The 24385-nt window shown below is 52.3% G+C and carries 19 protein-coding genes and 1 riboswitch; of the genes, 3 read left to right on the forward strand and 16 right to left on the reverse strand.

Annotation, left to right across the window (positions count from 1 at the left end):
- Positions 1 to 10: 10 nt before the first annotated feature.
- Genes FPL14_RS08605 through FPL14_RS08615 form a run of 3 tightly spaced genes read right to left on the reverse strand, consistent with a single transcriptional unit; the run spans position 11 to position 3331 of the window.
- The gene (locus FPL14_RS08605; protein ID WP_182302597.1) at positions 11 to 1639 is read right to left on the reverse strand and encodes a thiamine pyrophosphate-binding protein; all 1629 of its coding nucleotides are present in this window, start codon (positions 1637 to 1639) and stop codon (positions 11 to 13) included.
- Positions 1640 to 1669: 30 nt separating this feature from the next.
- Positions 1670 to 2104 (reverse strand): GAF domain-containing protein, encoded by a 435-nt coding sequence (locus tag FPL14_RS08610; protein WP_229263844.1) that lies wholly within the window; start codon positions 2102 to 2104, stop codon positions 1670 to 1672.
- Positions 2105 to 2113: 9 nt separating this feature from the next.
- Entirely contained in the window at positions 2114 to 3331 is a 1218-nt protein-coding gene (locus FPL14_RS08615) for a methyl-accepting chemotaxis protein (RefSeq protein WP_182302598.1), read from the reverse strand.
- Between the two features lie 187 nt (positions 3332 to 3518).
- A riboswitch (cyclic di-GMP riboswitch) is annotated at positions 3519 to 3601 on the reverse strand.
- A 283-nt stretch (positions 3602 to 3884) separates the two neighbouring features.
- Here FPL14_RS08615 and FPL14_RS08620 point away from each other — a divergent pair.
- From FPL14_RS08620 to FPL14_RS08630, 3 genes are all read left to right on the forward strand, one after another.
- A complete protein-coding gene (locus FPL14_RS08620; RefSeq protein ID WP_182302599.1) occupies positions 3885 to 4964 on the forward strand; it encodes a polysaccharide deacetylase family protein in 1080 nt (359 codons plus the stop codon).
- A gap of 149 nt (positions 4965 to 5113) precedes the next feature.
- Positions 5114 to 5242 carry a sporulation protein YjcZ gene (locus tag FPL14_RS08625; protein WP_182302600.1) on the forward strand — a complete coding sequence of 43 codons (129 nt, stop codon included), beginning with the start codon at positions 5114 to 5116 and terminating at the stop codon, positions 5240 to 5242.
- Between the two features lie 149 nt (positions 5243 to 5391).
- Positions 5392 to 6960: a catalase gene (locus FPL14_RS08630; protein ID WP_182302601.1), complete on the forward strand. Its 1569-nt coding sequence runs from the start codon at positions 5392 to 5394 to the stop codon at positions 6958 to 6960.
- Positions 6961 to 7043: 83 nt separating this feature from the next.
- Here the strand turns inward: FPL14_RS08630 and FPL14_RS08635 are convergent, their stop codons facing one another.
- The 13 genes from FPL14_RS08635 to FPL14_RS08695 form a co-directional block, all read right to left on the reverse strand.
- Positions 7044 to 8213, reverse strand: a complete 1170-nt coding sequence (locus FPL14_RS08635; RefSeq protein ID WP_182302602.1) for an extracellular solute-binding protein — start codon at positions 8211 to 8213, stop codon at positions 7044 to 7046.
- Positions 8167 to 9933, reverse strand: a complete 1767-nt coding sequence (locus FPL14_RS08640) for a response regulator transcription factor (RefSeq protein WP_182302603.1) — start codon at positions 9931 to 9933, stop codon at positions 8167 to 8169. Before FPL14_RS08640 ends, FPL14_RS08635 begins: the two co-directional genes overlap by 47 nt.
- Positions 9934 to 9935: 2 nt before the next feature.
- A complete protein-coding gene (locus FPL14_RS08645) occupies positions 9936 to 11756 on the reverse strand; it encodes a sensor histidine kinase (protein WP_182302604.1) in 1821 nt (606 codons plus the stop codon).
- A 71-nt stretch (positions 11757 to 11827) separates the two neighbouring features.
- Complete coding sequence (locus FPL14_RS08650; protein ID WP_182302605.1) at positions 11828 to 12661, reverse strand: carbohydrate ABC transporter permease; 834 nt, start codon at positions 12659 to 12661, stop codon at positions 11828 to 11830.
- 14 nt (positions 12662 to 12675) lie between these two features.
- A complete protein-coding gene (locus FPL14_RS08655) occupies positions 12676 to 13623 on the reverse strand; it encodes a carbohydrate ABC transporter permease (RefSeq protein WP_182302606.1) in 948 nt (315 codons plus the stop codon).
- Between the two features lie 87 nt (positions 13624 to 13710).
- Positions 13711 to 15042 (reverse strand): extracellular solute-binding protein, encoded by a 1332-nt coding sequence (locus tag FPL14_RS08660; RefSeq protein WP_182302607.1) that lies wholly within the window; start codon positions 15040 to 15042, stop codon positions 13711 to 13713.
- A 296-nt stretch (positions 15043 to 15338) separates the two neighbouring features.
- On the reverse strand, positions 15339 to 16412 hold the full coding sequence (locus FPL14_RS08665; RefSeq protein ID WP_182302608.1) for a Gfo/Idh/MocA family protein: 1074 nt from the start codon (positions 16410 to 16412) through the stop codon (positions 15339 to 15341).
- Between the two features lie 262 nt (positions 16413 to 16674).
- Positions 16675 to 17022, reverse strand: a complete 348-nt coding sequence (locus FPL14_RS08670) for a hypothetical protein (protein WP_182302609.1) — start codon at positions 17020 to 17022, stop codon at positions 16675 to 16677.
- A 199-nt stretch (positions 17023 to 17221) separates the two neighbouring features.
- Positions 17222 to 19954, reverse strand: a complete 2733-nt coding sequence (locus tag FPL14_RS08675) for a glycoside hydrolase family 2 protein (RefSeq protein WP_182302610.1) — start codon at positions 19952 to 19954, stop codon at positions 17222 to 17224.
- Positions 19955 to 19966: 12 nt separating this feature from the next.
- On the reverse strand, positions 19967 to 20809 hold the full coding sequence (locus FPL14_RS08680) for a carbohydrate ABC transporter permease (RefSeq protein WP_182302611.1): 843 nt from the start codon (positions 20807 to 20809) through the stop codon (positions 19967 to 19969).
- A 17-nt stretch (positions 20810 to 20826) separates the two neighbouring features.
- On the reverse strand, positions 20827 to 21711 hold the full coding sequence (locus tag FPL14_RS08685) for a carbohydrate ABC transporter permease (RefSeq protein WP_229263845.1): 885 nt from the start codon (positions 21709 to 21711) through the stop codon (positions 20827 to 20829).
- A gap of 75 nt (positions 21712 to 21786) precedes the next feature.
- A complete protein-coding gene (locus FPL14_RS08690; protein WP_182302612.1) occupies positions 21787 to 23082 on the reverse strand; it encodes an ABC transporter substrate-binding protein in 1296 nt (431 codons plus the stop codon).
- A 270-nt stretch (positions 23083 to 23352) separates the two neighbouring features.
- Positions 23353 to 24276: an ArsR/SmtB family transcription factor gene (locus FPL14_RS08695; RefSeq protein WP_324617888.1), complete on the reverse strand. Its 924-nt coding sequence runs from the start codon at positions 24274 to 24276 to the stop codon at positions 23353 to 23355.
- Positions 24277 to 24385 lie beyond the last annotated feature (109 nt).

Consider the following 24385-nt stretch of genomic DNA (forward strand, 5'->3'; position numbering starts at 1 on the left):
AATTTTATTTTTACTTCATAAGCGCCTTCAATCGGTCCAATATCGGAGCCGGCTCGCTGCCGTCCGTGTTGACCTCGATGATGCAAGGCCCGTCCAGCTCCCTGACGAAATCCGGGATGTTCCGAACGTCTTCCATCCGATCGACGGACATCGCGCGAATGCCGGCCACGCCCATCATTTCCGCGATCGAGATTCTCTCCTGCTTGTAGTCCGGTATCGTCCGGTCGTAGAGAAACTTCTGCCCCCTCACCACGTAAGAAAGCATCGCATTATTGATGATGAAGTACACGACCGGAATCCGATATTCCTTAGCCGTCAATATATCCATGCCGTTCATGAAGAAGCAGCCGTCTCCGGCGAATACCGCCACCGGGCGGCTCGGATCGGCAGCGTACAGCCCCGTGCCTCCGGCGATCGCGGATCCCATCGCGCCGTAATCCAGATTAATCTCGAAATCTCCGCCGTGCGGCACCTCGAGAAACTTCAATACAAAATTCGTGAATTCCCCGATATCGCAAACGTATCGCGTATCGGAAGGCATAGTCGATTTGAGCCGTTCCAGAAACAACCTCAGCGATAGGCCGGTATGATTGCGCTCGTACGGCTCGTTCAATGCCATGCTCCGACGATAATCCGCCTTGGAAGAACGGCGGCTGTTCCGAATCAAATAGGGCAACACCTCCTTTAAATCTCCGCGAACGGATACATCCGTCTTGAACACTTTGCCCAGCTCTTTCGGATCGCGATCGACGTGAATAACGGTTCTTCCCGCAACGAGCACCTCGTTAAAGTTGCAGGTAGAGGCTTCCCCCAAGCTTGTTCCCAAAATGAGAATGCATTTCGGTTGACTTGAATTCACGTATTCGCTAGCCGCATCGGTACTGGAAAAGCCATAGTTGCCTAGATTCAACTCGAAGTCGGTCGGAACGACGCCTTTGCCCGCCGGGGTCGTAATGATCGGCCATTGAAGCCGTTCGCTTAGCTGCATGATCTCGGAGGAAAATCCTCTTCCTCCGCGACCTACCATAATCAACCCTTCGGAGCTTTTGTTCATCAACTCCGCCGCGCGTTCCAGCCGTTCTCTTTCAGGGATGACCGCTTGAAGTTCAGCAAGGTTTAGAGGCTCGGGCAAAGAACCGTGAACCTCGCCTCGTTGCACATCGATCGGAATCGACAAGTACACCGGGCCGCAAGGCGGCGTCATGGCGATTCGGATCGCTTTGTCCAATTCGGTCATCACGTCGGCCTCATCCATCACCGTAGCGCTGTATTTGGTCACCGGCTTCACCATTTGCTCGCCGTCAAGCTCTTGGATTGCCCCTTTGCCCATCTGCCAACGGTTAATGTAACCCGCGATAACAAGCATTGGAGCTTTGGCGCGTTTCGCGTCCGCAATCCCGTTCATCATGTTGCCGACGCCGACGGCACCCGCTCCCACGCAAACCGACAGCTTGCCCGACGTACTGGAATATCGGGCGGCCATGTACGCGGCCCCGGCTTCGTTCTTCGTGATGATCGGCTTAATGTCGACATCGATCAATGAATCGTACAACGGACCGACGATGCCTGCAGGTATTCCGAATAGGTATTCCACTTCATTGGCCTTCAAAACTTTTAAAATCGCCTCTGCCATCTTCATGCGAATACCTTCCTCTCTCCTCCGATATCTCTAAAAAATCTCTATATGCTGTTCGACCAATCGTTCCGCATTCGCAATTTCTTGCTCGCTGAACTCATGAAGCTGCCCGATCGAGGCCACGACCACGATCCCCTCCACGTCCGCGCCTTTCATAACGGGAATAATCAACAAACTATCGATACCGAATAGAAAAAACTCCTCCGACGAGCGCCTATCGTTTTTGACATCCTGAATAGCCACGGCGCGAGGCTCCCGTACCACGTCCGTAAGCAAAAAATCATGAGCGATATATACCGGGCTTTGCGCATGTACGCTTTTCCAGCGCTCGATGCCCAGAGCATCGGTATTGGTCTTTAATACCGGATTAATGCGGCCGTCCGCAATCCGGTGATAAGCGATATCCTGCACACCCGTTGCTCCGCTTAAGAGCTCGAACAGATGGTTTAACCTTTCCGCGTTCATCATCTACCCCCTCTATACCTCGAATAAACCGATCTGCTCTTTGAGCTGCTTCGCTTGTTCTTGTAACTTGCGGGCCGACTGCAACGACTCTTCCATCGCCCCTAGCTGTTCCTCCGAACACGTCGCGATTTCCTTCGTTCCGGCCAGGGCGGTTTCCGTTATCGTCGCGGTTTCCCTTACCGAGCTTAGAATTTGATCGGCGCTGGAGCTTATTTCTTCGGTGACGCTGGATACCTCCTGCACCTTGTAAGACACCTGCTCCGTCAGCTGAACGATCTGGTGAAAGGACTGTCCCGCCTCCGTTACCAACCGCGTACCGGATTCCACCTCGATCATGACCTGATTCATCGCGTCCATCGACAAGCGGGAGCCGTTCCGGATATCCGTTACCGTCTTGGCAATATCCTTCGCCGAAGACGAGGATTGATCAGCCAACTTGCGAATCTCGTCAGCCACGACGGCGAAGCCTCGTCCGTACTCGCCCGCCCGAGCCGCTTCGATCGCGGCGTTCAGCGATAGCAAGTTAATCTGGCTTGCGATCTCCGCCATGATGACGGTTACGCGGTCGATATCCTCCGTACGCCGGTTCATCTTTCCGACCGCATCCGATGAAACGAGAGCCGTTTCGTGGATCGTCATCATCTGGGCAATCGCATGGTCGACCGTCCGATTGCCGTCGCTTGCGCGTTGGGCTACCTCCGCCGTTTCGTGCGCCAACCCCTGTGACGATTCGGCAATGTGTTCCATTCCCTTGCTGACTTCCTCTAGCGTCAGCATGTTAACCCGCGCGCTTTCGGCGATCGACTCGCTCCCCGAAGCAATCTGCCGAATGGATTCGGAAATCCCCACGACCATGTCCGTGCAAAATTCCGTATTGCTTGCCAGCGAGGATGACGTGCCCGCCACGGAATCGGATAACTCCGAGATGCGACCGAATACTTCTCGCATGTTGGCGGTATGGGGGATCGAGCCGGCATTCACCTCAACCGAGTACCCGCCGCCCGTCGGCGACGCGCCGATCCCGATGAACCGGCATAGGCGGTCCGCGATCAGATAAGAACCGACGACGCCGGCAATCCCGAACAGTACGGCAATACCGGCGCTTTGCCAAAACGCGCTCGTTCGGACGAACAGGATAATGCCGTACGCGAGCGAAAATGCCGCAACGAATAGTGCCATCGACAGCGCAAGTTTCTCAGCAGCCCTGTCCCTTAAGCGGAATAATCTCAATTTCCTTCTCCTCCAACGAAATCTGATTCGGTCATTCTCGATCATGCCCCCGATTATTTCATCCTCAACCGCCTCCTTTGTCTTCTCTGTTTGTCCGGACCGTGCACAGAGCCATAAATGACAACAAAAAAGGACTTTCTGCTTAGAAAGTCCTAGCTGCCAATTAACGAAAACCTAAATGAATAAGATTGGCAGCCCGGCGATCATAGCGGATGCTTTAGACCCGTGGCTTTGCGTCCCAGCCTTTCGGTTGGTTTGCGTTTTACACCTTATACAATTTATGCCTGATTTAATAATCCTCTGTAATGAATATACTAATTTGTTTTTAATAAATAATCTAGCAAAATTCGATATTTTATTGTACTTTTTCCTCATTTTCCATGGGAAAATATTGAAAACGCTGTCATTTTGTAGGTCGTTTGTCATGACCGCCATAAGGACCTTTAGTTCTATCTTAATTGTCTAAGTCGCTCTGATTAATAGCGAGATCATGTTATGATTAATGCACGGCTTTTCAAGATTAACCGGATTTTGAAGGAGAACCCTTTCACTCATGTCAACAAAAACAAAATTTATTTCCTTATCCCTGCTGCTCATCGTCGGAATGATTACCGTCAGCTTATTGGCGATTCAATGGTATCCTTCTCATTTTCAATGGCTTAAGAAACCCGCATCGCCCTATCACGGGCTGAAGCCCGGACCCCAAGAACCTAATGGCACCTACTATTCCAATCAGGTGCTCGTGCTTATGTATCATGACGTCGGTCCGGATAACGGCGATGGGAAATCTTTATCCGTCGCTAACTTCGACAAGCAGCTGGAGCTGATGAGAGACAATAATTTTCACTGGATCACGATGGACCAATATAGGGACTTCATTCTTCGTTCGACGCCCGTCCCGGACAATGCCGTTCTGCTAACCTTCGACGACGGGTATGAATCGCTATACGCGCATGCCTATCCTTTGCTGCGCAAATATCAAGCTCCGGCAGCGGCTTTCTTGATCGTTAATAAGGTTGGCGATCCTAAGGATGCATTCCCAAGGGTTACCTGGGAACAAGTTAAGGAAATGAATAACAACGGAATCGATTTCCACAGCCATACGTTCGATTCGCACCATTACGTCCCGACAACGTCGGAGACGGGCGGACTCAAGTCTATGATCGCCCGCCGAATGTATCTAAAGGACAAGCAGCGCCAGGAAACCGAGCAAGAGTACGAGCGGCGCGTAACGGACGATCTGAGCAAAGCCAATGACGTCCTGGAACAGAAGCTCGGCAAGCCCAACCATATATTGGCGTTTCCTTACGGGGCGTTCTCCGAACCGCTCTTGAGCATTGCGAAGCGGCTCGGCATCGACGTCACCTTGACCGTCAAAAGCGGAATGAACGCGCCCGGTCAAACGAACGGATTCCGGTTAAACGCGGGAGGGACGGACAACGATCCCACCCTGCAGCTCGCCCTCATGAAACAGGCGGATCAACTGCTCGGCGACGGACATTTCGATGCTCCTTCCCCCTTGCGCCCATTCGCGATCATCGCGGCTTTCGGTCTTCTCGTCCTGATCGGTCTCGCTTGGATCTGGACCGGCTGGCGGTTCATGAGAGGCAAGAAGCCGCGCATAAGCCCATAAGCATATCATGTTGCCGTTCGCGACGGAGTTCCAAAAATGTGCGTTCGCGGATTAATGATTAATCTGTGCGAATGTACTGCCAGTGCTCCAGCCCCCACATATACTATCAACGTAAATTCAAATCCCAACAAAACAGGGGGTGGATCCGAATGAGTTACCCTGTTGCTGGAGCAGGTTATGACGGATGCGGCAAAAACGTCGGCGGCGCGCAAGCAGCTGCGTTCGTGCTTGTGCTCTTCATTTTGCTGGTTATTATTTTGAAAGCCGGTTACTGCTAAAATGTAAGCGCGATGAGCCCGCTGCTCCTAATGGAGCTAGCGGGTTTTGTTCGACTTGTCGCAGGCATAATTATCTAATTTTACGGAAAAATACCTTTAGCCCTGAATGAACCCATTACAATAAGCAAGGTAACTAGGAGGATCTACAGATGTCGAACGAGCACGATCAAACCTTAACCAATCGGCAAGGTCACCCGGTTACGAACAACCAGAACCTGAGAACGATCGGCAATCGCGGCCCCGCAACGCTGGAAAACTACGATTTCATCGAGAAAATCAGCCACTTCGATCGCGAACGCGTTCCCGAACGCGTCGTCCATGCCCGGGGCGCCGGCGCGCACGGTTATTTCGAAGCTTACGGTACGGTCGGCAACGATCCCGTATCCAAGTACACTCGCGCGAAGTTATTTCAGGAAAAAGGCAAACAAACGCCGGTATTCGTCCGTTTCTCCTCCGTTATCCATGGAGGCCATTCTCCGGAGACGCTTCGCGACCCTCGCGGGTTTGCCGTTAAATTTTATACGGAGGACGGCAACTGGGATTTGGTCGGCAACAACTTGAAAATATTCTTCATTCGAGACGCGATCAAATTCCCCGATATGATTCATGCTTTTAAGCCGGACCCCATCACGAACATTCAAGACGGGGAACGTTTCTTCGACTTCTGCTCCTGTTCGCCGGAGACGTTCCATATGGTTACGTTCGTATACTCTCCATGGGGAATTCCCGCGAATTACCGCATGATGCAAGGTTCCGGGGTGAATACATACAAATGGGTGAACGACTCGGGCGAAGCCGTCCTCGTCAAGTATCATTGGGAGCCCAAGCAAGGAATCAAGAACTTGACGCAACAAGAAGCAAGCGAGATTCAGGCGATCAATTTCAACCACGCTACTCAGGATCTCTATCAAGCGATTGAGAGTGGCGATTATCCGGAGTGGGAGCTGCTCGTCCAAATGATGAGCGACGACGACCATCCGGAATTGGATTTCGATCCGCTGGACGACACGAAGCTGTGGCCGGAGGAACAATTTCCATGGCTGCCGGTCGGTAAAATGATCCTAAACCGCAATCCGGTCGATTATTTCACGGAAGTGGAGCAAGCCGCGTTCGGAACGGGCGTACTGGTCGACGGCCTGGACTTCTCGGACGACAAAATGCTTCAAGGCCGAACGTTCTCCTACTCCGATACGCAGCGTCACCGCGTTGGAGCAAACTATTTGCAACTGCCGATCAACGCCCCGAAAAAAACAGTCGCGACGAACCAAAGCGGCGGACAAATGCAAGTCCGTCTCGATCGCGCTCCGGGCCAGAATCCTCATATCAACTATGAACCGTCGCTGCTAGGCGGCCTGCACGAGGCAGAACAGACAGGAAAAGAATATACGCCGCTTATCGAAGGGAAACTCGTCCGCGAATCGATCGACCGACAAAGCAATACCAAACAAGCCGGTGAAACGTATCGTCAGTTCGAGGAATGGGAAAGAGCCGAGCTGATCTCTAATCTGGTTAACGATCTTGCGAGGTGCGACAAAAGGATTCAAGATCGTATGGCCGCTCTCGCAGCCGAGGCGGACGAGGAATACGGCCGGCGATTGCGCGAGGGATTAGCCCATGCGTCTCAAAGCGGATCCAGTCGGAAACCTCTTGGCAACCGCGGCGGCGACCAAGGGCCGGACTTAGCCGTTCAAAAAGGTCATGAGGCTGAACCTTATTGAGGGATTCTTAACGGGACGAGTAAAACGATAACCTCCAAAGCGGAATCGCTACCGCCTTGGAGGTTATTTGCCTAATGCGTTTCTTATTGTCTCAACCACTTCTCGATCTGAATCGCGAGCTGTTCTAGTCCGAGCTCGATAGGGACGCGGCCGCGCAGAATTCGTTCCAGCGATTCGTTGAATTCCTTGTCGATCTTCGCCCAATTCGTCACCGGCGGACGAAGGAACGAGGCGTTCAGGCTGTCCACGTAGGGACGGATCGTCGGACTGAAGCTCTCTTCCGATTGGCTCGCCTCGACGTTCGTCGGCAGCAGCCCGGTCTTGAACATGAGCTGCTGCGCCGGAGCGCCGGCCATCCATTTCATGAACGTCCAAGCCGCCTGCTTATGGCGCGAGCTGCTCATGAGCACCAAATTTTCTCCGCCGACAATGGACCCTTTCTGCCCGGGGTTGTGCGGGAACGGAGCTAACACCGTATTCGCGAGCAGTTCCGCATTGTCGTCTCCCGATACGTGGGATAATATGGAATAATACCAAGGCCCTTCATCGATCATGAGCAGCCGGCCATCCTGAACCGCTTGCCATCTCTCAAGCTTGCCCGAGAGGACGTCCTCGCTGATAATCCCCTCGTCTAGCAGCCTCTTGAGCGTATGAATCGCTTGAATGCTAGTCTCGCTATCCAAGTACCCGACGGATCTCGTATAATCCTCATTGGTAAGTTGGCCGCCCAGTCCAGAAAAATAAGGAAGGATCGACCAAGTGTTGATTCCGTTGACCCCTAATTGCCAGCCGGTTCGTTCGCTAAGGGCCACCAGCTCATCCATCGTGGAGGGAGGGTGGTCTAATCCCGCTTGCTCCAAGAGCTTCCGGTTATAGATCGCTGCTTTGGTATTCATATTAAGCGGAAGCCCGTAATAACGTCCCTCGTATTTCCCCGATTCGAGCGCCGTCTTATGGAGCTTCATCGAAACCTGAGCGAACTCGGGAAGCCTATCGATCGGATCCACGAGACCTAAATTGGCGAATTCCGGAAGCCAGGGCATATCCAGCCGCACGACATCGGGGCCGCTGCCCGAAGTGGTTTCGGCGATTAACGCGCCTTTAAAACTTTCATAAGGCCGTCTAACGGAAACGACGTTTATCCCGGGATAGGTCTGCTCGAACGCGGGAATGACTTCCTGCTCGAACGTCCAAGACTCTACGTCGCTATACGTATGCCACACCGTTATCTCTTCGTTCGCGCTCGGCTGCATGACCTTCTCGACGTCGCTTCTGCCGATGATGCTCTCGCTCGAACCGCAGCCGGATAGGATGACAACGCTCGTTAGCCATGCGGCGACGGCAGGGAGTATACTCCCCCGTATCCCCATCCTCCGTCTCGTCAAAGCTCTCCTCCTTGCCATCGGCCTGTCGCAGCTGGCATTCGCGGTAGTCGACCGGCGAATGTCCGGTCATTTTCTTGAACAGCTTGCTGAAATACTTAACGTCGTTGAACCCCGCTCTCTCCGCTACCTCGTAGATTTTCATGCTAGGGTCGCCGATAAGCTCCTTCGCTTTGCCGATACGCAATCGAATCAAGTAGTCGATAAAGTTAAAGCCGGTATGGTGCTTGAACTGCAGGCAGAAGTAGTTTTTGCTCATGTGGACGTGATCGGCTAGCTGCTGAAGCGTAATTTCTCCCGTGTAATGCGCGGAGATATAGGCGATCGACTTGTCGATCAGTTGCTTGTTCCCTCTGAAAGTGTGCGAGCCCGCGGCGAACGAATTGCGGTACCCGCGAATTTGCGTCAGCAACAGCCCGACCAGCTCTTCCAGCGTTTCCGCCCGCTTTAGATCCTCGAATCCTCCGAGCAGAACGCTCATCTCCTGCTCGTTCACGAACAAGGCCGTTATGATCTCGAAAGCTTCCCTGCGAACGGTATTCGGCGCCGTCCTTAGAGCCGGCCATCGATCCGTCCATATCCGAACGATACGATCGGTCGCTTCTTTGTCCCGAGCCTGCGCAGCCGACTTAAGATCCCTTAACAGAGAATGCGTAGGTTTAACCTCTTGCGCAGGCCGAGGCTCCGGCGGAGCATCGGTTTCCGTCAACCTATACTCCCCTTCGCCCTCATAGAATCTCCGCTGCGCGGCAAGCCCGCTCAACCGATAGACCGAACGTAACGATTCGATGGTCGAGCCTACCGCATATCCCACCGTTACGCGAATTTTTAACCGGGACGACCACGCGGAGCGGATCTCTTTGAGAAGAGGTTCCGGCGGTTCGGTGCCAGAAGCCGGAATGCCGATCACGAGCGTTCGTTCCCCTGCAAGGAACGAAATGCCGACCTCCGCCGTTTCGTAGAAAATCTCCTGCATCTCCTCTAGCAACATGCCGGCATGCAACTCGCCGTATTTCTCCTCCGTCTCCAGCAAACCGCTAATGAGTACGCTGCATAAGGCATACCCTTCCGCCATCCAAGCGGGAACGGCCTCGGGCGATAGGCGTTCCTCCTCGTGAACGAGGGCGCGTTTGATATCCGTTTCCTGCTTTCTGCGACCATTGGTTAATCTGGTCGCTCGGATCAACTGCCGATCATCCTCGTATTTACGCTCTTCTTCCAGGAGTCCTAGACATTTGCGGACGAGCTCGAGCAAACCTTCCGGTTCCAAGGTCGGCTTGAGCAAATAATCCACGACGCCCAGCTTGAGCCCTTGCCGAACGAATTCGAAATCGTTGTAGCTGCTGACGAGAATGACTTTCGTCTTCGGATGCCGCTCGAGCGTTCGGCGAGTCAGCTCGAGTCCGTCCATGACCGGCATCTTGATGTCGGTAATCAGAATATCGACCGGCTCGTTCCCGATCTTCCGCCACGCTTCTTCCCCGTTAGCGAAATCGCCTGCCAGCCCGATGTTCTCGCGCCCCCAATCCACCGAAGCCCGAATGCCGAAGCGAATAAAAGGCTCATCGTCCACGATTGCGACACGATACATGGCTATGCCCCCTCCCGATACTCGTCGTCTTCAACGGGCTTCATCAGCTTCATCCGCACGATCGTTCCTTTCGGCTCGCCGGATAAGAGGGTGAGCTCCGAACCGGCGGGATAATACAGCCTGATCCATTCGCGAACGTGCATCAGTCCGATTCCGGTCATGCCCGCGGGTTTCGTCGTCTCGCGATCGTCCGGCTTTTCGGCGAACTCCCGCGAAATCCCTCTGCCGTTATCTTGGATCTCGATCTCGACGGCATCCGGCGAGGAGCGCGCTTGAATCCAAATATCCCCGCCGCCTCCGGTCGGCACGAGCCCGTGAAATACGGCATTTTCCACGATGGGCTGGATAAGCATCCTCGGAATTCGGAACAGCTCCGTCTCCGAGCCGATATCCAGATGCAGCCGGAACGCCGTGTCGTAACGGATCTCAAGAATGCTTAGGTATTTGCCGACGATGTCCAGCTCTTCCGCCATCGTAACGAAGCTGCCCTTCTTGCCCATGTTTGCCTCTAACAACAGCACGAGAGCGGATAATGCTTCGTAAGCTTTCGCGGATTGATTGTACATGACAAGCCATTTGATCGTACTCAGCGTGTTGAACAGAAAATGCGGATGAATACGATGCATGACCGCCCTAAGCTCCGCTTGCCTCTTGCTCTCCTGGACGTTATGCACCTCTTGGACGAGCTCGTCGATACGCTTGATCATCTTGTTGAACTGCCGGCTCATATGACCGATCTCGTCCTGCGATCTTACCTCCGTACGTACGGTGAAATCGCCGCTCTCCGCTACTTTCATCTGAGAGGTCAGCTGAGTGATCGGTTTCGTGACGAGCCGGGCTAAGAAGAGGCCTATCAAGATAGCCACCAGGGCGAAACCTACGGCAGACGTCCAGATCAACCGGCGCATGCTCGTTAATTCGTCCGTAATCTCATGGATCGGCACGGAGCCGACGACGCTCCAGCCGTTGGCAAGCGGCTGCTTGATATTGTAATAACTGACGCCGTCCGCTTGATGTTCGAATTCCGCCGCGCTCCCATGGCCGGCCCACTCGCGCAAGCCGATGTCGGATAGGGGCTGGCCGATGCGCTCTTCCCGTCCGTCGATGACGATGACCCCCTCGTTGTCCACGACGTAAAATCCGCCCGTCTCACCAAGACGAATTTGCCCGATTCGGTCCACGATTTTCTTCCCGTCGAGATTCACGAGCAAATACCCGATATCGGCGAGAGACTCGAAATCCTTGATGACTCGAGTAACCGGCAAAATCAGGTCGTTGCGATCTCCTATTCCGCTATAGGGGTCGTAGTCGAGCTGCCCCCACACCGGTTCGCCGTCCTTCTGGCGGGCAAGCCGAACCCACTCCAGCTCGCGAACCGGTTGGCTGTATATTTTGGAAAATTTAAATGAACCGCTGCCCCAGCTCGTTCCTTCCTCCCTGAGCACGTAGATCGTCTTCACGAAGGAATTGGAGCCCACGAAATTGTTCAGCAAATTCGACATGTCTTCGCTGTTCCGTTTCTCTTCTTCCGGCGTCGGTTTCGTATTGCGCACGGCTTGCTGCAGCTTGACGTCGCTGTACAGCACGTTCGAGGCATCCGTTCCCGCGACCATGATCGAGGATAACGCATCGGCCGCCTGCCGAACTAGCTGAAGCGAAGTCACCCGAACGTTCTTTTTGACCAGCTTCGAGGAAGCCGAATAGAACAGCACGCTGGTCAGCGTGGGAATAAGGATGACCACAAGAAGGGCGAGAACCATCTTCGTTGCGAATCTTTTGCCCCACTGAAGCCGTTGTTTTCTCCGATGCTTCCAGAAGCCCATGGCGATCGCCCTCCGTGTACCTATTGTACAACGCCCGGAGGAGTCGTTGAAAGCCCTTTCACGATATCTCGTCAGCCTTTAACGGCACCTTCGTTGAAGCCCGATTGCACGAATTTTTTCTGGAAAACGACGTAGATCAAAATAACCGGCAACAGCGCGATGATGGAGGCGGCGAAAATCTGTCCATAGTTCGTCGCGTATTTATCGTTGAACATCAAGATCGCGATCGGAAGCGTGCGAAGCGCTTCGCTCTTGATGATCGTCAACGCCAGGAAATATTCCTCCCACGTCCCTTGGAAAATGAAGATCGCCAGCGTCCCCATCGCCGGAAGCGACAGCGGCAAATAAATATTCCAATAGATGCGCCAGTTCCCCCCGCCGTCGATCAGCACCGACTCCTCCAGCTCCTTCGGAATACTCTCGAAAAAGCCGCGCAAGAAAAACATGTTGCCGATGACTCCCGCGGCGATGTAGATCAACCATAATCCGGCATAAGTGTTCACAAGCCCCAGGTCTTTAATGATGATGAACTGCGGAATAATGTTGATGACCGACGGGATCATCATCGTGAGCAGGAACAGCCGGAAGACGGCCTCCTTGCCGGGAAACGCGAACCGGGCGAAGCCGTAAGCCGTCAATGAGCTCACGAGCAGAGCCCCGACCATCGCCACCGATGTGATGAGCAAGCTGTTCGCGAAATACCGGGCAAAGTGGTTTTTTCCCCAAACGACTTCGTAATTAATCAAATTCGGCACGACTTGAAACACCTCTTCGGGTTTAGGAAGCGAGAAAGTCGCCGTGAAGAAGCTGGTCAGAATCATATAAATAAACGGAAACACGAACAGCAGGGCGCCGGCCACGATAATGGCGTATACGGCAAGCTTAGTGAACCATGGCGTAGTCATTGCGATCCCCCTCTCTAGAAAAGGCGTTGCTTGCCTATCTTGGTCATCTGATAATAGGTCACAGTGAATACGAGCAGCCCCATCATAACGCCCATAGCCGCCGCTTCCCCGAAATGAAAATGCTTGAACGCCTCCATGTAAATAAGGCTGGGAATGACTTGCGTCTGGTTCATCGGGCCTCCTGCCGTAATGAAGTACACCTGCGGGAAAAATCCGAACGCGCCGTTGATAAGGTTAATAAGCACGAACAACGTGATCGGGCGCAGCATCGGCAGCGTCACGCGCAAAAATTTGCGGGTCGGCGATGCGCCGTCCATATCCGCGGCCTCGTACAAATCGCGGGGGATTCCTTGGAGCGCGGCCATGTAGATGACCACGCCCCAACCTACCGTCTTCCAAATATGGAACAGCCAGATCATGATCATGGCCGACCAATAATGGCTTTTCCACGCAATCGGCTCCGAAAGAAAACCAAGGTTGAGCAAAACGTAATTGACGAACCCGCCCGATCCATCCGCGAACAAATACTTGAACAGCAGAGCCACGACGATCCAGGACGTCACGATCGGCAAATAATACAACGTCCTGAACGTCACCTTCATTCTCACGAATCGCGCATGGATCAAGGAGGCGAAAAACACGGCCAGAAACCAGTTGATCGGCACGGTGACCGCGACGTTAAGGAACGTATTCTTAAGCGCGATCAAAAATTTGCGATTCGGATCGTCGAACACGTCCTTGTAATTATCCCACCCCACCCAAGGACTCCGGGTACCGGGCAAAATGTTGAATTCCTGAAAACTGACCTTCACGTTCTGGATCATCGGATAAACCACGAAGACGAGTACGCCGACAATGCCGATCGCGACGAACGGCAGAACGTTCAGCCATTGGGTAAGGCCGATGGTTAACCGGGATTTGCGAGGCTGCTTGGAGTTGTCGGACCCTATCGCTTGCGCCATGGCTAGAGCCTCCCTTCTATCGGATGAAGGCGACTGCGCCGAACGGAGATCCGTTGGTGCAGTCGCCGGTTAAGTAGCACAAGTTTGTTATTCGCTTAAGAGAGCCGTCATTTGTTGGGCCGCATCGTTCAGCGCTTCCGTCGCCGTCCGATCTCCGCGAATCGCCTTCTCGAAGCTGAGGTTGAAGATCGTCTCCATCTCTCCCCATTGCGGAATCGGAGTACGGGGCAATGCGGTATTCAATTGTTCGATGAAAGGCGCGATATACGGATTTTTGGTCGTATCGATCGCATTGGCCGCGTTCTTGTTCGTCGGGACCATTCCCGCTTCGACCATGATTTGCTGCGGCTCCTCGCCCAACATCCACTTCATGAAAGTCCAAGCTTCTTCCGGATGTTTGGAATTGGAGAAGGAGACGAGATCTTCTCCGCCGACGACGGAGCGGCTGCCCCCCGGCCCGGACGGCAACAAAGCGCGAACCGTTTTCTCGATCGGATTGAATTTGTTTTCCGCGTCTCCGAGCAGAATGCTGAAGAACCAAGGACCGTCGTCTATCATCATATATTGGCCGGATTTGAGTCCGTCCCACGATCCGGGCTCCCCGCCCAATAACGCTGGGATAACGAGCCCTTCCTCGTTCCAGCTGATTATCGTCTCCAATGCCTGAATGCTGGCCTGGCTGTTCAAGTAACCGTCTACCTTCGTATAATCCTCGTTCGTCACCTGTCCGCCCAAGCTCCAGAAGTAAGGCAGCAGACCCCAAGCATGAATACCGGAAATCCCTATTCCTTGTTTGTTATTTCCCTTCAGCGCACGCGCGGCTTGAACGAGTTCTTCCATCGTGGCGGGCGCATGGTCGAGACCGGCTTCCTTCAGCGTATCGGCATTGTAGACGGCGATCTTCGTATTCGTGTTCAGAGGTACGCCGTAATAATCTCCCTTATAAAAATTCGTCTGCATGGGACTCTCGAATACGCTCGCTTTCACGTCGTCGAAGCCGGGTAGATCGTTCAGCTTCTTAAGGGCTCCCTTGGAAGCGAGCTCCGGCACCCAGATGATGTCCATCCGCATCAGATCCGGCGCGGCATCGCCCGCGACCGCGGCGATAACCTGATCCTTCAATCCTTCATACGGCATCCGGGTCAGCTTCAGCTTAATGTTCGGATACGCCGATTCGAACATCGGTTTGATTTTCTCGACGAGCACCTTCTCTTCGGAATCGGAATACGTGTGCCAATATTCGATCTCGACCTGCTCCTCCGCGCTTGGCGACTTCTCCTCCGACGACTTCGCCGAACTCTCCGCCGGCTTCGCCGAACTCGCGTTTCCGCCCGAACTCTCCTCGCTATTGCCTCCGCTGCATGCCGCCAGTACGAATACGAGCGCCAAGGCCACTAAACAGGATAATTGCCTTCTCATCGGCCTGTTTCCCCCCATAACGTGGATTTGCTTTCGTTTCGTCTTCATTATGGAAGGAATTCCGTCGTCAAGTAACCGCTTACAGTCCGCAAATGGAGGAGATCCTTCCTGCATTGATCGTTCATCGCGGCCCTAGAAACTAAAAAGGTGTCAAACCTTCCGATTACCTTTCGGAAGGTTCGACACCTTTCAGGCGTTCATTGCCGACGGTCTGCCAAGGCAAAAAAGTGCCTTGGCTGCGCTCGCGAGCGGTTGTGGCGCATGCCAAGGTACTAGTAGTCACTGTGTTCCTGCGCTCACACGTCTTCAACCTTTATGATCGCGCCGCTCCGGTGCGCTTGAACAACGGCCTCCAACAGCAACTGATTCCGATACCCGTCCTCCAAAGTAGCGAACTCAGGATTCGCCTCCCGTTCTCCGCGAATACGCGAAGCGAATTCGCGCCATGGATTCAAGCCTTCTTGCTCAGGCACCTCGATCGTCTCGGTGACCGTACCGCTTCCGTCTTCCCTTGGATACGTCCAGACGGCTTGCCGATCGTTGAGCGTGCTGACATGAAGCGTCCCCGCTTCCCCGTACAAGGTGATCTCATGTTGATTGCCGCAGCCGAGCGCGTTGCGCGACGTCTGGAACACGCCGACGGAGCCGTTCTCGAACCCGGCGTTGAAGCAAGCAAAGTCGTCAACGAGAACGGTGACGGCCTCGCCCGTCCGCGGATGCGCGCGTTCCGGCACGATCGTCTGCAGCATCGCTTGCAAGCGCTCCATGCGCGAACCCGTCAAGTATTCGGCGATGTCTATCATGTGCGAACCCAGATCCCCTAATACGCCAGTTCCCGTGACCGCCTCGTCGAAGCGCCACAGGAACGGGGTGTTTTTGACCGTTGATCCCCAATCTTGCATGTATTGCACGAACAGATGGTTGATCCTGCCAAGCTTGCCTTCCTTAACGAACTTCCTCGCGAGCTGAAAAGCGGGTCCGTTGCGGTAAGAAAAGTTGATGAGGATTGGAATCGGACAAGCGCGGTACAAGGCCAACACCTCCGCCGCTTCCTCAAGCGTCCTGGTCAACGGCTTCTCCGCGAACAACGGCTTTCCCGCTTCCATGCAGGCTTTAAGGACGACGGCATGGGAATCGTTCGGCGTGACGGAGACGATCCCTTCCACCGATGGATCGTTAATCAGCGATTCAATCGACGCGTACCGTTTCCCTTCGGGTATTTCCAACAGCGCGCCGACTTCCACCAGCGCTTGGGGACTGACGTCGCACAGGGCGGCAATCCGTACGCCCTCTACTTCTCCGAGCTTTTCAATATGATAGCGCGACATTCCCCCGAGCCCTATAATTCCAATGCCGACTGTTCTGTCCATTCCGTTACCTTCCTTCTTTGCGAGTCTATTGTATTCGATTCGCAACCGAAAGCGGGAATCCTTCTAACATGAAGTAACATCTGAATATATTCCACTTCGAGGAACAATCTCCACAGGATCCATCATTCCTTCCCAGTCAATGCTCATCTCGTCTGGTGAAGATACCGCTTGATTAGGCTTTGCGAATAAACCGCATCGCGATCGCCGCGCAAAACCTGAAAGAAGCCCAAGATGATCTCATCTTGAGCTTCTCGTGAGGGTATTACCTTTGATTCGCTGCCACGCCTGCCGCTTTTTTCTTTCTAACTAATTCTCTATGCCCTGCGTAACTCATCAGCGTGAAAATGAGCCCTATTACCGCAAACGCGATATGGCTTGAATCTACTCCCAGCCCCGTAACCAAAGCTAACAGCGAAGAAATCAATAGAAACACCACTGCCGTTCTAGGCATCGTGAACACGAAGGAGAAAGCTATTGATTGAAAGAACAAGATGATCTTGGCCATCGCATTCAGAATTTCTCCGTTCTCCGCGGTCACTTCGACCGTTAACGCCTGGTACCACATAAAAATAAGATACAAAGCAAGCAATAGTCCTGTTGCCACTCTCATTTTTACAAAGTTCCCCTCTATTTTGTGATCAAGGAAATATTTCCAACGGTTATTGTATCATGATAGATGAGATGTGCAATCCAATATTTGGAACTATGTGGATACGAAGAAAACCCGAATCGGCGCTCCGGGTTTTCTTCGTATTTGCCTATTTTCTTACTGTCGCCACACAGAGAGCTTGCGCGCCCCCTCTTCAGGTCTAGCGCTTAGCTTTAGCTTTCGAAAGTAACGAATCGACGATCCGCGTAGCGATCGGATGCGTTCCATAGTTGTTCTTCAACTTCCAAGTCGTCACGGTTAGGCTGCCTTGCGCGCTCTGCTGAACGAGGAACGAGCCTCCCGCCTGTCCGATCCATCCTTGGAAATACCCGGAGACGATCTCGCTCGACTCCGTAATGCTCTCATTGCCGAACATATAGACGACCCGACCGATCGTTCCGCCTAATTTGTTGTAGTTGCTGAAAGGAATAATGAAGTCCGGGAACAGCCCGTCCATCTCCCAGCCCATCTCATGACGGAGAGGGACATCGGGGAAGAAGGACGGATCGACGTAATTAAAGGAAGATGTACGATCCCAGCTCTCTCCCCGTACAAGTTCGCGGAAAGTAAATTGCCCCTTATCGGATAGGCCGTCGCCTTCTTCCGCCAAGAACACCACATGTCCGCCGTTCCGGTAATATTCCAGCACCGAATTATCCAATACGGACGTCACGACAACATCCGAAGTAGAAAGTTCATCGGTCAACGCCCTGCCGTTCGCTTCAAGCCGGGAAGCGAAATCGGCACCCATTCGGTATGCGCACACCTTAACGCTGTCGGATTGGCTTCTCGGCGTAAACGTCAACTCTTCTTCGTTGCGCGCCGCGAATTCCCCATCTAGTTCAACCGATAGTTTCAACGTATAGAACGCGGATTGGCCAACCTGCGGAACGGTGAACCGAATCGCTTGCGACTTTCTGACGTGCGCGGACTTTCCTTCATTCAGCGGAATGCTGCCCGTTAAATCCGTACCTTCGATCTCCCAATTCAGAACGCCTTGAAGGGGACGAAGATCGTGATTGGAGATGACGATATCCCATGCCTGCGACTCTCCGCTCCAGACGTTCCGATTGACTCCGTCGGCCATGACGACCAGGCTTCCGTTGAAATCCGCGGCCCGTTCCATGCCTAACTTCAAGCTTCTCGTGTAATCCATCCAGCCGTTCGTTTCCCATTCGATATCCGTAAACTCGGTCACGACGTATCCGTTAATCTGCGGACGCTTGCGCATCTCTTCGATCAGGGATTTGACCGCTCTGAACATTCTCCGCTGGGAATGGACCGACAGGTTCTCCAAATCGCCGAACACCCGGTCCAATTGATATTTCTCGAAATTCCGATAAGCCGTCAGAGGCATCTTAAAGTCCTCGCGGTGCGTATCGTCGCCGAGGTTCGCGAACCAAGACGGCTCGCCTTCGTAAAACTCCAGCAGCTTCTTCACGCTGGGAAGTCCCCATACCCCGAACTCGGATACAATAATCGGTTCTCCCTTAGGCGCGTACCCCGTCACGTAATTTTGCTCCGGATGGCCCGCCATATACTGATCGATATCGGACTTCCACTCCTGAATCTGTTCCGGCACGACGAAATAGCGGTGATAGTCGTTAATGTCCGTCTTCACGTGAATCCAACCGGAATTGTCGCAGATCAGCCGGGTAGGATCCAATTGCTTGATTTCATCGTACAGCGCTATGACGTGCTCTTGCTTCTCCGCGTCGTTCGCCAAATCCCATTCCAAGCCCCACTCTTCGTTATATAACGACCAAATCAGAATGGACGGATGGTTAAAATCGCGTTCGATCATGCCTACCAGCTCGTCGTGGAATCTTGTGCGGCTTTGCGCCGACCACTTCACGACGTTAGGCGGCTCCGCCCAGATCAGCATGCCCATTCGATCCGCCCAATAGAGATAACGAGGGATTTCGATCTTAATATGCTTGCGCAGCAGATTAAATCCCATTTCTTTGCCGAGTCGAATTTCGTTCCGGATCCATTCGTCCGATGGAGCGATGAAGATCGTATCCGGATAGAATGCTTGGTCTAACGCCCCGCGAACGAAGAGCGGCTGACGGTTAAGATATAATTGCCCGTCGGCAAACTCGATTTTCCTCATTCCGAAATAAGTGCTGTATTCGTCCAAGACAACGCCGCTGCCGCTATCTTTTATTTTAATGATCAGATCGTATAAATGAGGAATATCCGGCGACCATAGAATGGCGTCTTTAAGAGGGATGGCGCGTTGCATCCGACCGTCCGTCAGTGCCTCTTCCTCAACGGCGAGAGGGAGCTCCGGATTCAGGTGGTCCGTAATGAAATATTCGACGACATAAGATTTTTGCAACGGACCGGAAACCGTCAACCGGACCTCCGCAATTTCCTTATCAATGTCAGGCAAGACATAGGCTCGTTGAATATAGCATTCCGAACGTAACTCCAACGACACTTCTTGCCAGATTCCGCTAATGCGCGTATACCAACTGCCTTGCTTGCCGATCGGGATTTCCGCGTTGTCCTGCGGATCGAATACCCTGACGGTCAATCGATTCGTTCCATTCGGATTGAAAGCTTTGGTAATCTCGAATTCAAAAGGCGTAAACCCGCCTTCATGCTCCCCGATATACGTTCCGTTCAACCAAACCCTCGCTTGGAAATCGACCGCGCCGAACGTCAGATACAAATTCCGCCCCGCTGGGATCTCGACCCCGTCGAATGATTTCTCGTACCAAGCGGTACCGCAATAGTGCACGTGCTCGTCTTCTCTTTGCCAAATATGCGGAACTTCGACTTCCCGGGATTCCGCTAATGCGCTCGCGTACCAAGCTTGTCTCTCTCCGTGATCGTTACGGTCGATCCTAAAACTCCATGCTCCGTTTAAACTCTGTTTCTCTCTCATGCTTCTCCCCCATTACTTGATGCCTGTCATTGAGATACCCTTGATGATATGGCGTTGAAATAGCAGGAACACAAGCAACGCCGGAAGGCTTGCCAATACGTTCGATGCCATAGGAACCGCCAGGTCGGTTGCGAAAATACTTTGGAAGGTCGGTATGCCTACGGGAAGCGTCATCATTGAATTGTCTTGCGCCACGAGCATCGGCCACAGCAGGTTGTTCCAAGATTGTATGAAAATAAAAATGCTCACCGCGGCCATGGAGCTGCGCGATAACGGCCAAATCATTTTCCACCAAATTCTGAACATGCCGGCGCCGTCTATCTTCGCGGCTTCCAACAGTTCTCCCGGCAACTGATCGATGAATTGCTTAAGAATGAGGAAGGCAAGCGGAAGCATCATGCCCGGCCAGATCAGCGCGCTGTAGCTGTTGGACCAGCCCATTGCCGTAACCATCTCGAACAGCGGAACGACGATCGATTCCACCGGCACCATCATCCCCATCAAGATGACGGCAAAGATGATCGTCTTGCCCTTAAACTGAATTCGCGACACGGCGAACGCGGCCCACGAGCTGAATACGACGGTAACCGCCGTCTGCACGACGCCGACGATAACGCTGTTCAACGTCCATCTCCACATCATCGCCGTCCCGTCCGGCTTTAGAACTTTCGCGAAGCTATCCAGGGAGAACGGCGAATTGAATAACTTGCTTAACACCGTTACCGTAGAGCCGGGCTGCTTGAACGCGGAGATAAGCATCCAGAGCAAGGGAGCGATCATCAGCAGAGCTAACGCGTAGCTGAACAAATACGCCCCTAATCTTACGCCGTTTATTCTAGGTTTCGTATGACTCAACTTGATTCACCTCTTGTTTATTTCTTGCTCATGAGCAGCTTGAATTGAACCAAAGAGATCAGGGCGATCGTCAAGAACAGAACGAACGATACCGCGGAAGCGTAACCCGAATCCCATTGCCGGAAGGCGATTTGATAAATATAGTGAACGAGCGGCGTCGTGGAAGTTCCAGGCCCGCCTTTCGTAATGAGCCAGGTTTGACCGAAGAGCTTAAACGAGTTGATCGTCTGCAGGATAATGACTAACGTCGTAACCCCTTTCAGCGATGGCATCGTAATATAGCGGAATTTCGCCCACCGGTTGGCTCCGTCGATATCCGCCGCCTCGTACAAGTCCTCGGGAATTTCTTGCAATCCTGCAAGGAACATAATCATATTGAATCCTACCGTCCACCAGATCGTCGCGATCAAGATGGACAGCCAACCCATTCCCCAGCTTCCGAAGAAAGAAAATCCCATCGTAGTGCCGAACGAACTTAGCGTTTCCGCGATTAATCCCGTACGGGACTGCAAAATAAATACCCAAATGCTCCCCATAACGGACACGGACAGCATAAACGGCATAAAATAAGCGGTTCTAAGCAGCGTCGTTCCTCTAAGCTTCATATTGACCAGCAACGCCATCGCCAGGCCCAGAATGACGATCGAAGGCGTAGAGATCAAGATAAAGTACAACGTATTCCAAAAAGAACTCCAAAACTTATCGTCATCCAGCATATATCGATAGTTATCCAGACCGACAAAGGTTTTCGGAGCCCCTAAAGTGCCCGTGGTTAAGCTTGTCGTAAATCCTTTAATGATCGGATAAATCCAGAACCACAAATAAATAATCATGAAAGGAGCCAAAAAAGCCAGCGCGGTCAAGTAATTTTTCAGGATGAATGGGCTTTTGGATTGCTTCAAAATGTTCTCACTCCTTCAAACAAAGACGATGCGGGACAACAGTACCCTATCCCGCATCATCCCGCATCTCAATGATTATTTGCTCAGCAGTTTTTCCGCTTTCTCTTGCGCATCTTTCAACCCGTCGTCGATCGATTTGTTGCCGTAGTTGATTTGAACGAGCGATTCAAGAACCGCATCGTTGATAGCGCCCAATTTCGGCGTATCCGGCATGTACTTCACGTCGTTCATAACGGCCGCGTATCCTGCGCGATATGGCAACGCTTTGTATTCTTCCGTCTCCAATACGGACGGCTTGGATGGAACGTGACCCGCTTTGGCCCACATTGCGCCGTTATCCGCTAACCAGTTGGCGAATTTGACGGCGGCTACTTGTTTCGCGCGGTCGTCTTGTTTAGGAACGATCAGCGTATGGGAATCTCCCCATGCCGCGGGCTGCGAGAACAATTGCGGGAATGGAACGGCAGCAAAGTCCAAGGACGTTTCTTTCTCGAAGTTGCCTGTCGCCCATACGCCGGTGAACGTAACGGCCGCTTTGGAAGTTTTGAAGATATCGTAGCTATTGTCGCCGATATCCGGAAGCGTTAAGCCTTCGTCCAGCCATGTTTTCATAAGCTCCATCGCTTTTTTGCCTTCAGGCGTATTGATTGTCGCTTGACCGTCTTTCATGTAAGTTCCGCCTTGTTGTTGGACGAGCGCGTACCAAATCCAATACGTGAAAATGTTGTTGCTTCCGATGATCATAGGCGATACGTCTGCCGGCAATTTCTCTTTTAACGTTCTCAGCATTTGCGTAAAGCCTTCAGCGCCCGGCTCCATCTTGATCGTTCCGTCTTCGTTAAGCAAGCCGGCATCGCCAAGATACTTCTTGTTGTAGTACATGACTACCGCATGCGTATCCAGCGGAACCGCCACATGTTGACCGTCGCGGATAACGGAGGTTTCTTGATTTTTGGAATAAGAAGCCCAATCGAGCCCTGCATCCTTAGCCAACTCGTCCAGCGGTTCAACCATGCCGGTCGGAATCAGTTCAGCCAAGTGCGATACGTGCGCAACGGCTACATCCGGCGCGGACTTGGCAATAAGAGAAGACAGAAGCTTCGGATAGTAGTTCTCCCAGTTGTTGTTCATGAATTCGACTTTGATCTCGCTTTGGGACTCGTTGAATTTCTTGACCATGCCCTCCATGAATTCTCCGTCCGATCCGCTGAACGGCACCCAATACTTAAGCTCGATTGCCTTGCCGGTGCCTCCGCCGGCATTTGAAGCGTTTTCATTACTCGGCTGCGAATTATTTCCGTTCGAACAACCAGCCAATACGAGTCCGAGAATGAGTGTGAGAATAAGAAGACCATTCAACTTTCTTTTCATACTTTTGCCCCCTAAGTCATGAATATGTGAATTACAAAACTTATATTACATCTTTTCATGTTTTATATCAATATATTTTGTAATAAAAAATAGAGAGTTAAAATCGGATTTAAACAAGAAGATCACCTATATTAAAGCCAATGTTAAACAAAAAGAAAAACCGTTTACAGTTTTTCTTTTTGTTATTCCACTATCTATTTAGTTGTTATAAAAGGAATGAAGAAACAAGACCATTCAGGCCATGGCATTCATGGTCCGTTCCGCAATGCCTTACTTGCTGTAGCGCACGTTCATAATCACGCCTTGCCGATAATTTCCGAAGTTCGGCCCGAACAGATTAAGTCCCCCTGCGTTAACGGCATCTTCTTTTACGCCTATTCTCAAAGAGACGAAAGGTTTGTCGTTCAAATTCAAATCGTTGATCGACACGTCGGAAATTTTGGTTCCATCGAGAAAGCTTCCGTTGTGGTTGATTTTCCAGTGCTTGAGAAGCCCGTATTGGGTAAAGTTAGTGTTCCACCATTCCGGAGTAATAAACCCCCGCTGCCCTCCGAAATCTCCGGGCGAAGTCCAGGTGCCTATGTCGACGTTATTAACCCAAAGCGTAATATCGGAAGGCCAATCCAGCTTATGGTAAGGGGCTTCCGAACAAATTTCCGCGCTGAATTCGATCTCCGTAGCCTTAGTGCCGTAAGGAATCCGGTTAGGATATCGATATTCTACGAAGCCGAGACGGAAATAAAGCAATTGCGCTTCCCTTCGTCCGGGCTCATAGAAAGAACGGGGGTCGTCTTGAATGCCGATATAATCGGTATCACCGACTAATCCGCAGCTCGGCTCGGCCTGACAATCCACATATTCGCCGATCGGCATGTCGATCGTGATCACGTTCTTGTCCTTCTCCTTATCCTCCGTAAACAGATCGATCACTATTCGGTCGTAGTTCTTGGAGTTGATCTTCTGCGTCCCCCGTCCGGGCACCAGTTCGGTAATGATCAGCTTCACGTCCTCCAGCTTCTTGACGTTCACCGCGGTCGTTGAGAAAGGCAATCCCAGTTTTTCCGCTAATTCATTTACGTTATGTGGACCCGTGCTTAGGATTTTCAGAATGTTCATGCGGTGTTCATTGGCAATCACTTTGCCGATTTCAACCGCTTCATCCATCGTCAGCTGCAATACTTTAATGTCGAACACCTCCGGTTTTATTACAACAATTCTTAATATAATCAATATAGCTTGAAAAAGGATTATTGTCATCTTTGCGTTGATTCGGGAGGAAACGCAGGAATAACGAGAGAAAATA

Source organism: Cohnella cholangitidis (genome assembly GCF_014107495.1).
Lineage (GTDB): Bacteria > Bacillota > Bacilli > Paenibacillales > Paenibacillaceae > Cohnella > Cohnella cholangitidis.

Bases quoted from the DNA above. Each gene is read 5' to 3' on its own strand.
- FPL14_RS08645 (WP_182302604.1), bottom strand. From the start codon at position 11,756: ATGGGCTTCTGGAAGCATCGGAGAAAACAACGGCTTCAGTGGGGCAAA.
- FPL14_RS08640 (WP_182302603.1), bottom strand. From the start codon at position 9,933: ATGTATCGTGTCGCAATCGTGGACGATGAGCCTTTTATTCGCTTCGGC.
- FPL14_RS08665 (WP_182302608.1), bottom strand. From the start codon at position 16,412: ATGGACAGAACAGTCGGCATTGGAATTATAGGGCTCGGGGGAATGTCG.
- FPL14_RS08625 (WP_182302600.1), top strand. From the start codon at position 5,114: ATGAGTTACCCTGTTGCTGGAGCAGGTTATGACGGATGCGGCAAAAAC.
- FPL14_RS08675 (WP_182302610.1), bottom strand. From the start codon at position 19,954: ATGAGAGAGAAACAGAGTTTAAACGGAGCATGGAGTTTTAGGATCGAC.
- FPL14_RS08630 (WP_182302601.1), top strand. From the start codon at position 5,392: ATGTCGAACGAGCACGATCAAACCTTAACCAATCGGCAAGGTCACCCG.
- FPL14_RS08610 (WP_229263844.1), bottom strand. From the start codon at position 2,104: ATGATGAACGCGGAAAGGTTAAACCATCTGTTCGAGCTCTTAAGCGGA.
- FPL14_RS08655 (WP_182302606.1), bottom strand. From the start codon at position 13,623: ATGGCGCAAGCGATAGGGTCCGACAACTCCAAGCAGCCTCGCAAATCC.
- FPL14_RS08670 (WP_182302609.1), bottom strand. From the start codon at position 17,022: ATGAGAGTGGCAACAGGACTATTGCTTGCTTTGTATCTTATTTTTATG.
- FPL14_RS08620 (WP_182302599.1), top strand. From the start codon at position 3,885: ATGTCAACAAAAACAAAATTTATTTCCTTATCCCTGCTGCTCATCGTC.
- FPL14_RS08650 (WP_182302605.1), bottom strand. From the start codon at position 12,661: ATGACTACGCCATGGTTCACTAAGCTTGCCGTATACGCCATTATCGTG.
- FPL14_RS08605 (WP_182302597.1), bottom strand. From the start codon at position 1,639: ATGAAGATGGCAGAGGCGATTTTAAAAGTTTTGAAGGCCAATGAAGTG.
- FPL14_RS08690 (WP_182302612.1), bottom strand. From the start codon at position 23,082: ATGAAAAGAAAGTTGAATGGTCTTCTTATTCTCACACTCATTCTCGGA.
- FPL14_RS08635 (WP_182302602.1), bottom strand. From the start codon at position 8,213: ATGCAGCCGAGCGCGAACGAAGAGATAACGGTGTGGCATACGTATAGC.
- FPL14_RS08660 (WP_182302607.1), bottom strand. From the start codon at position 15,042: ATGAGAAGGCAATTATCCTGTTTAGTGGCCTTGGCGCTCGTATTCGTA.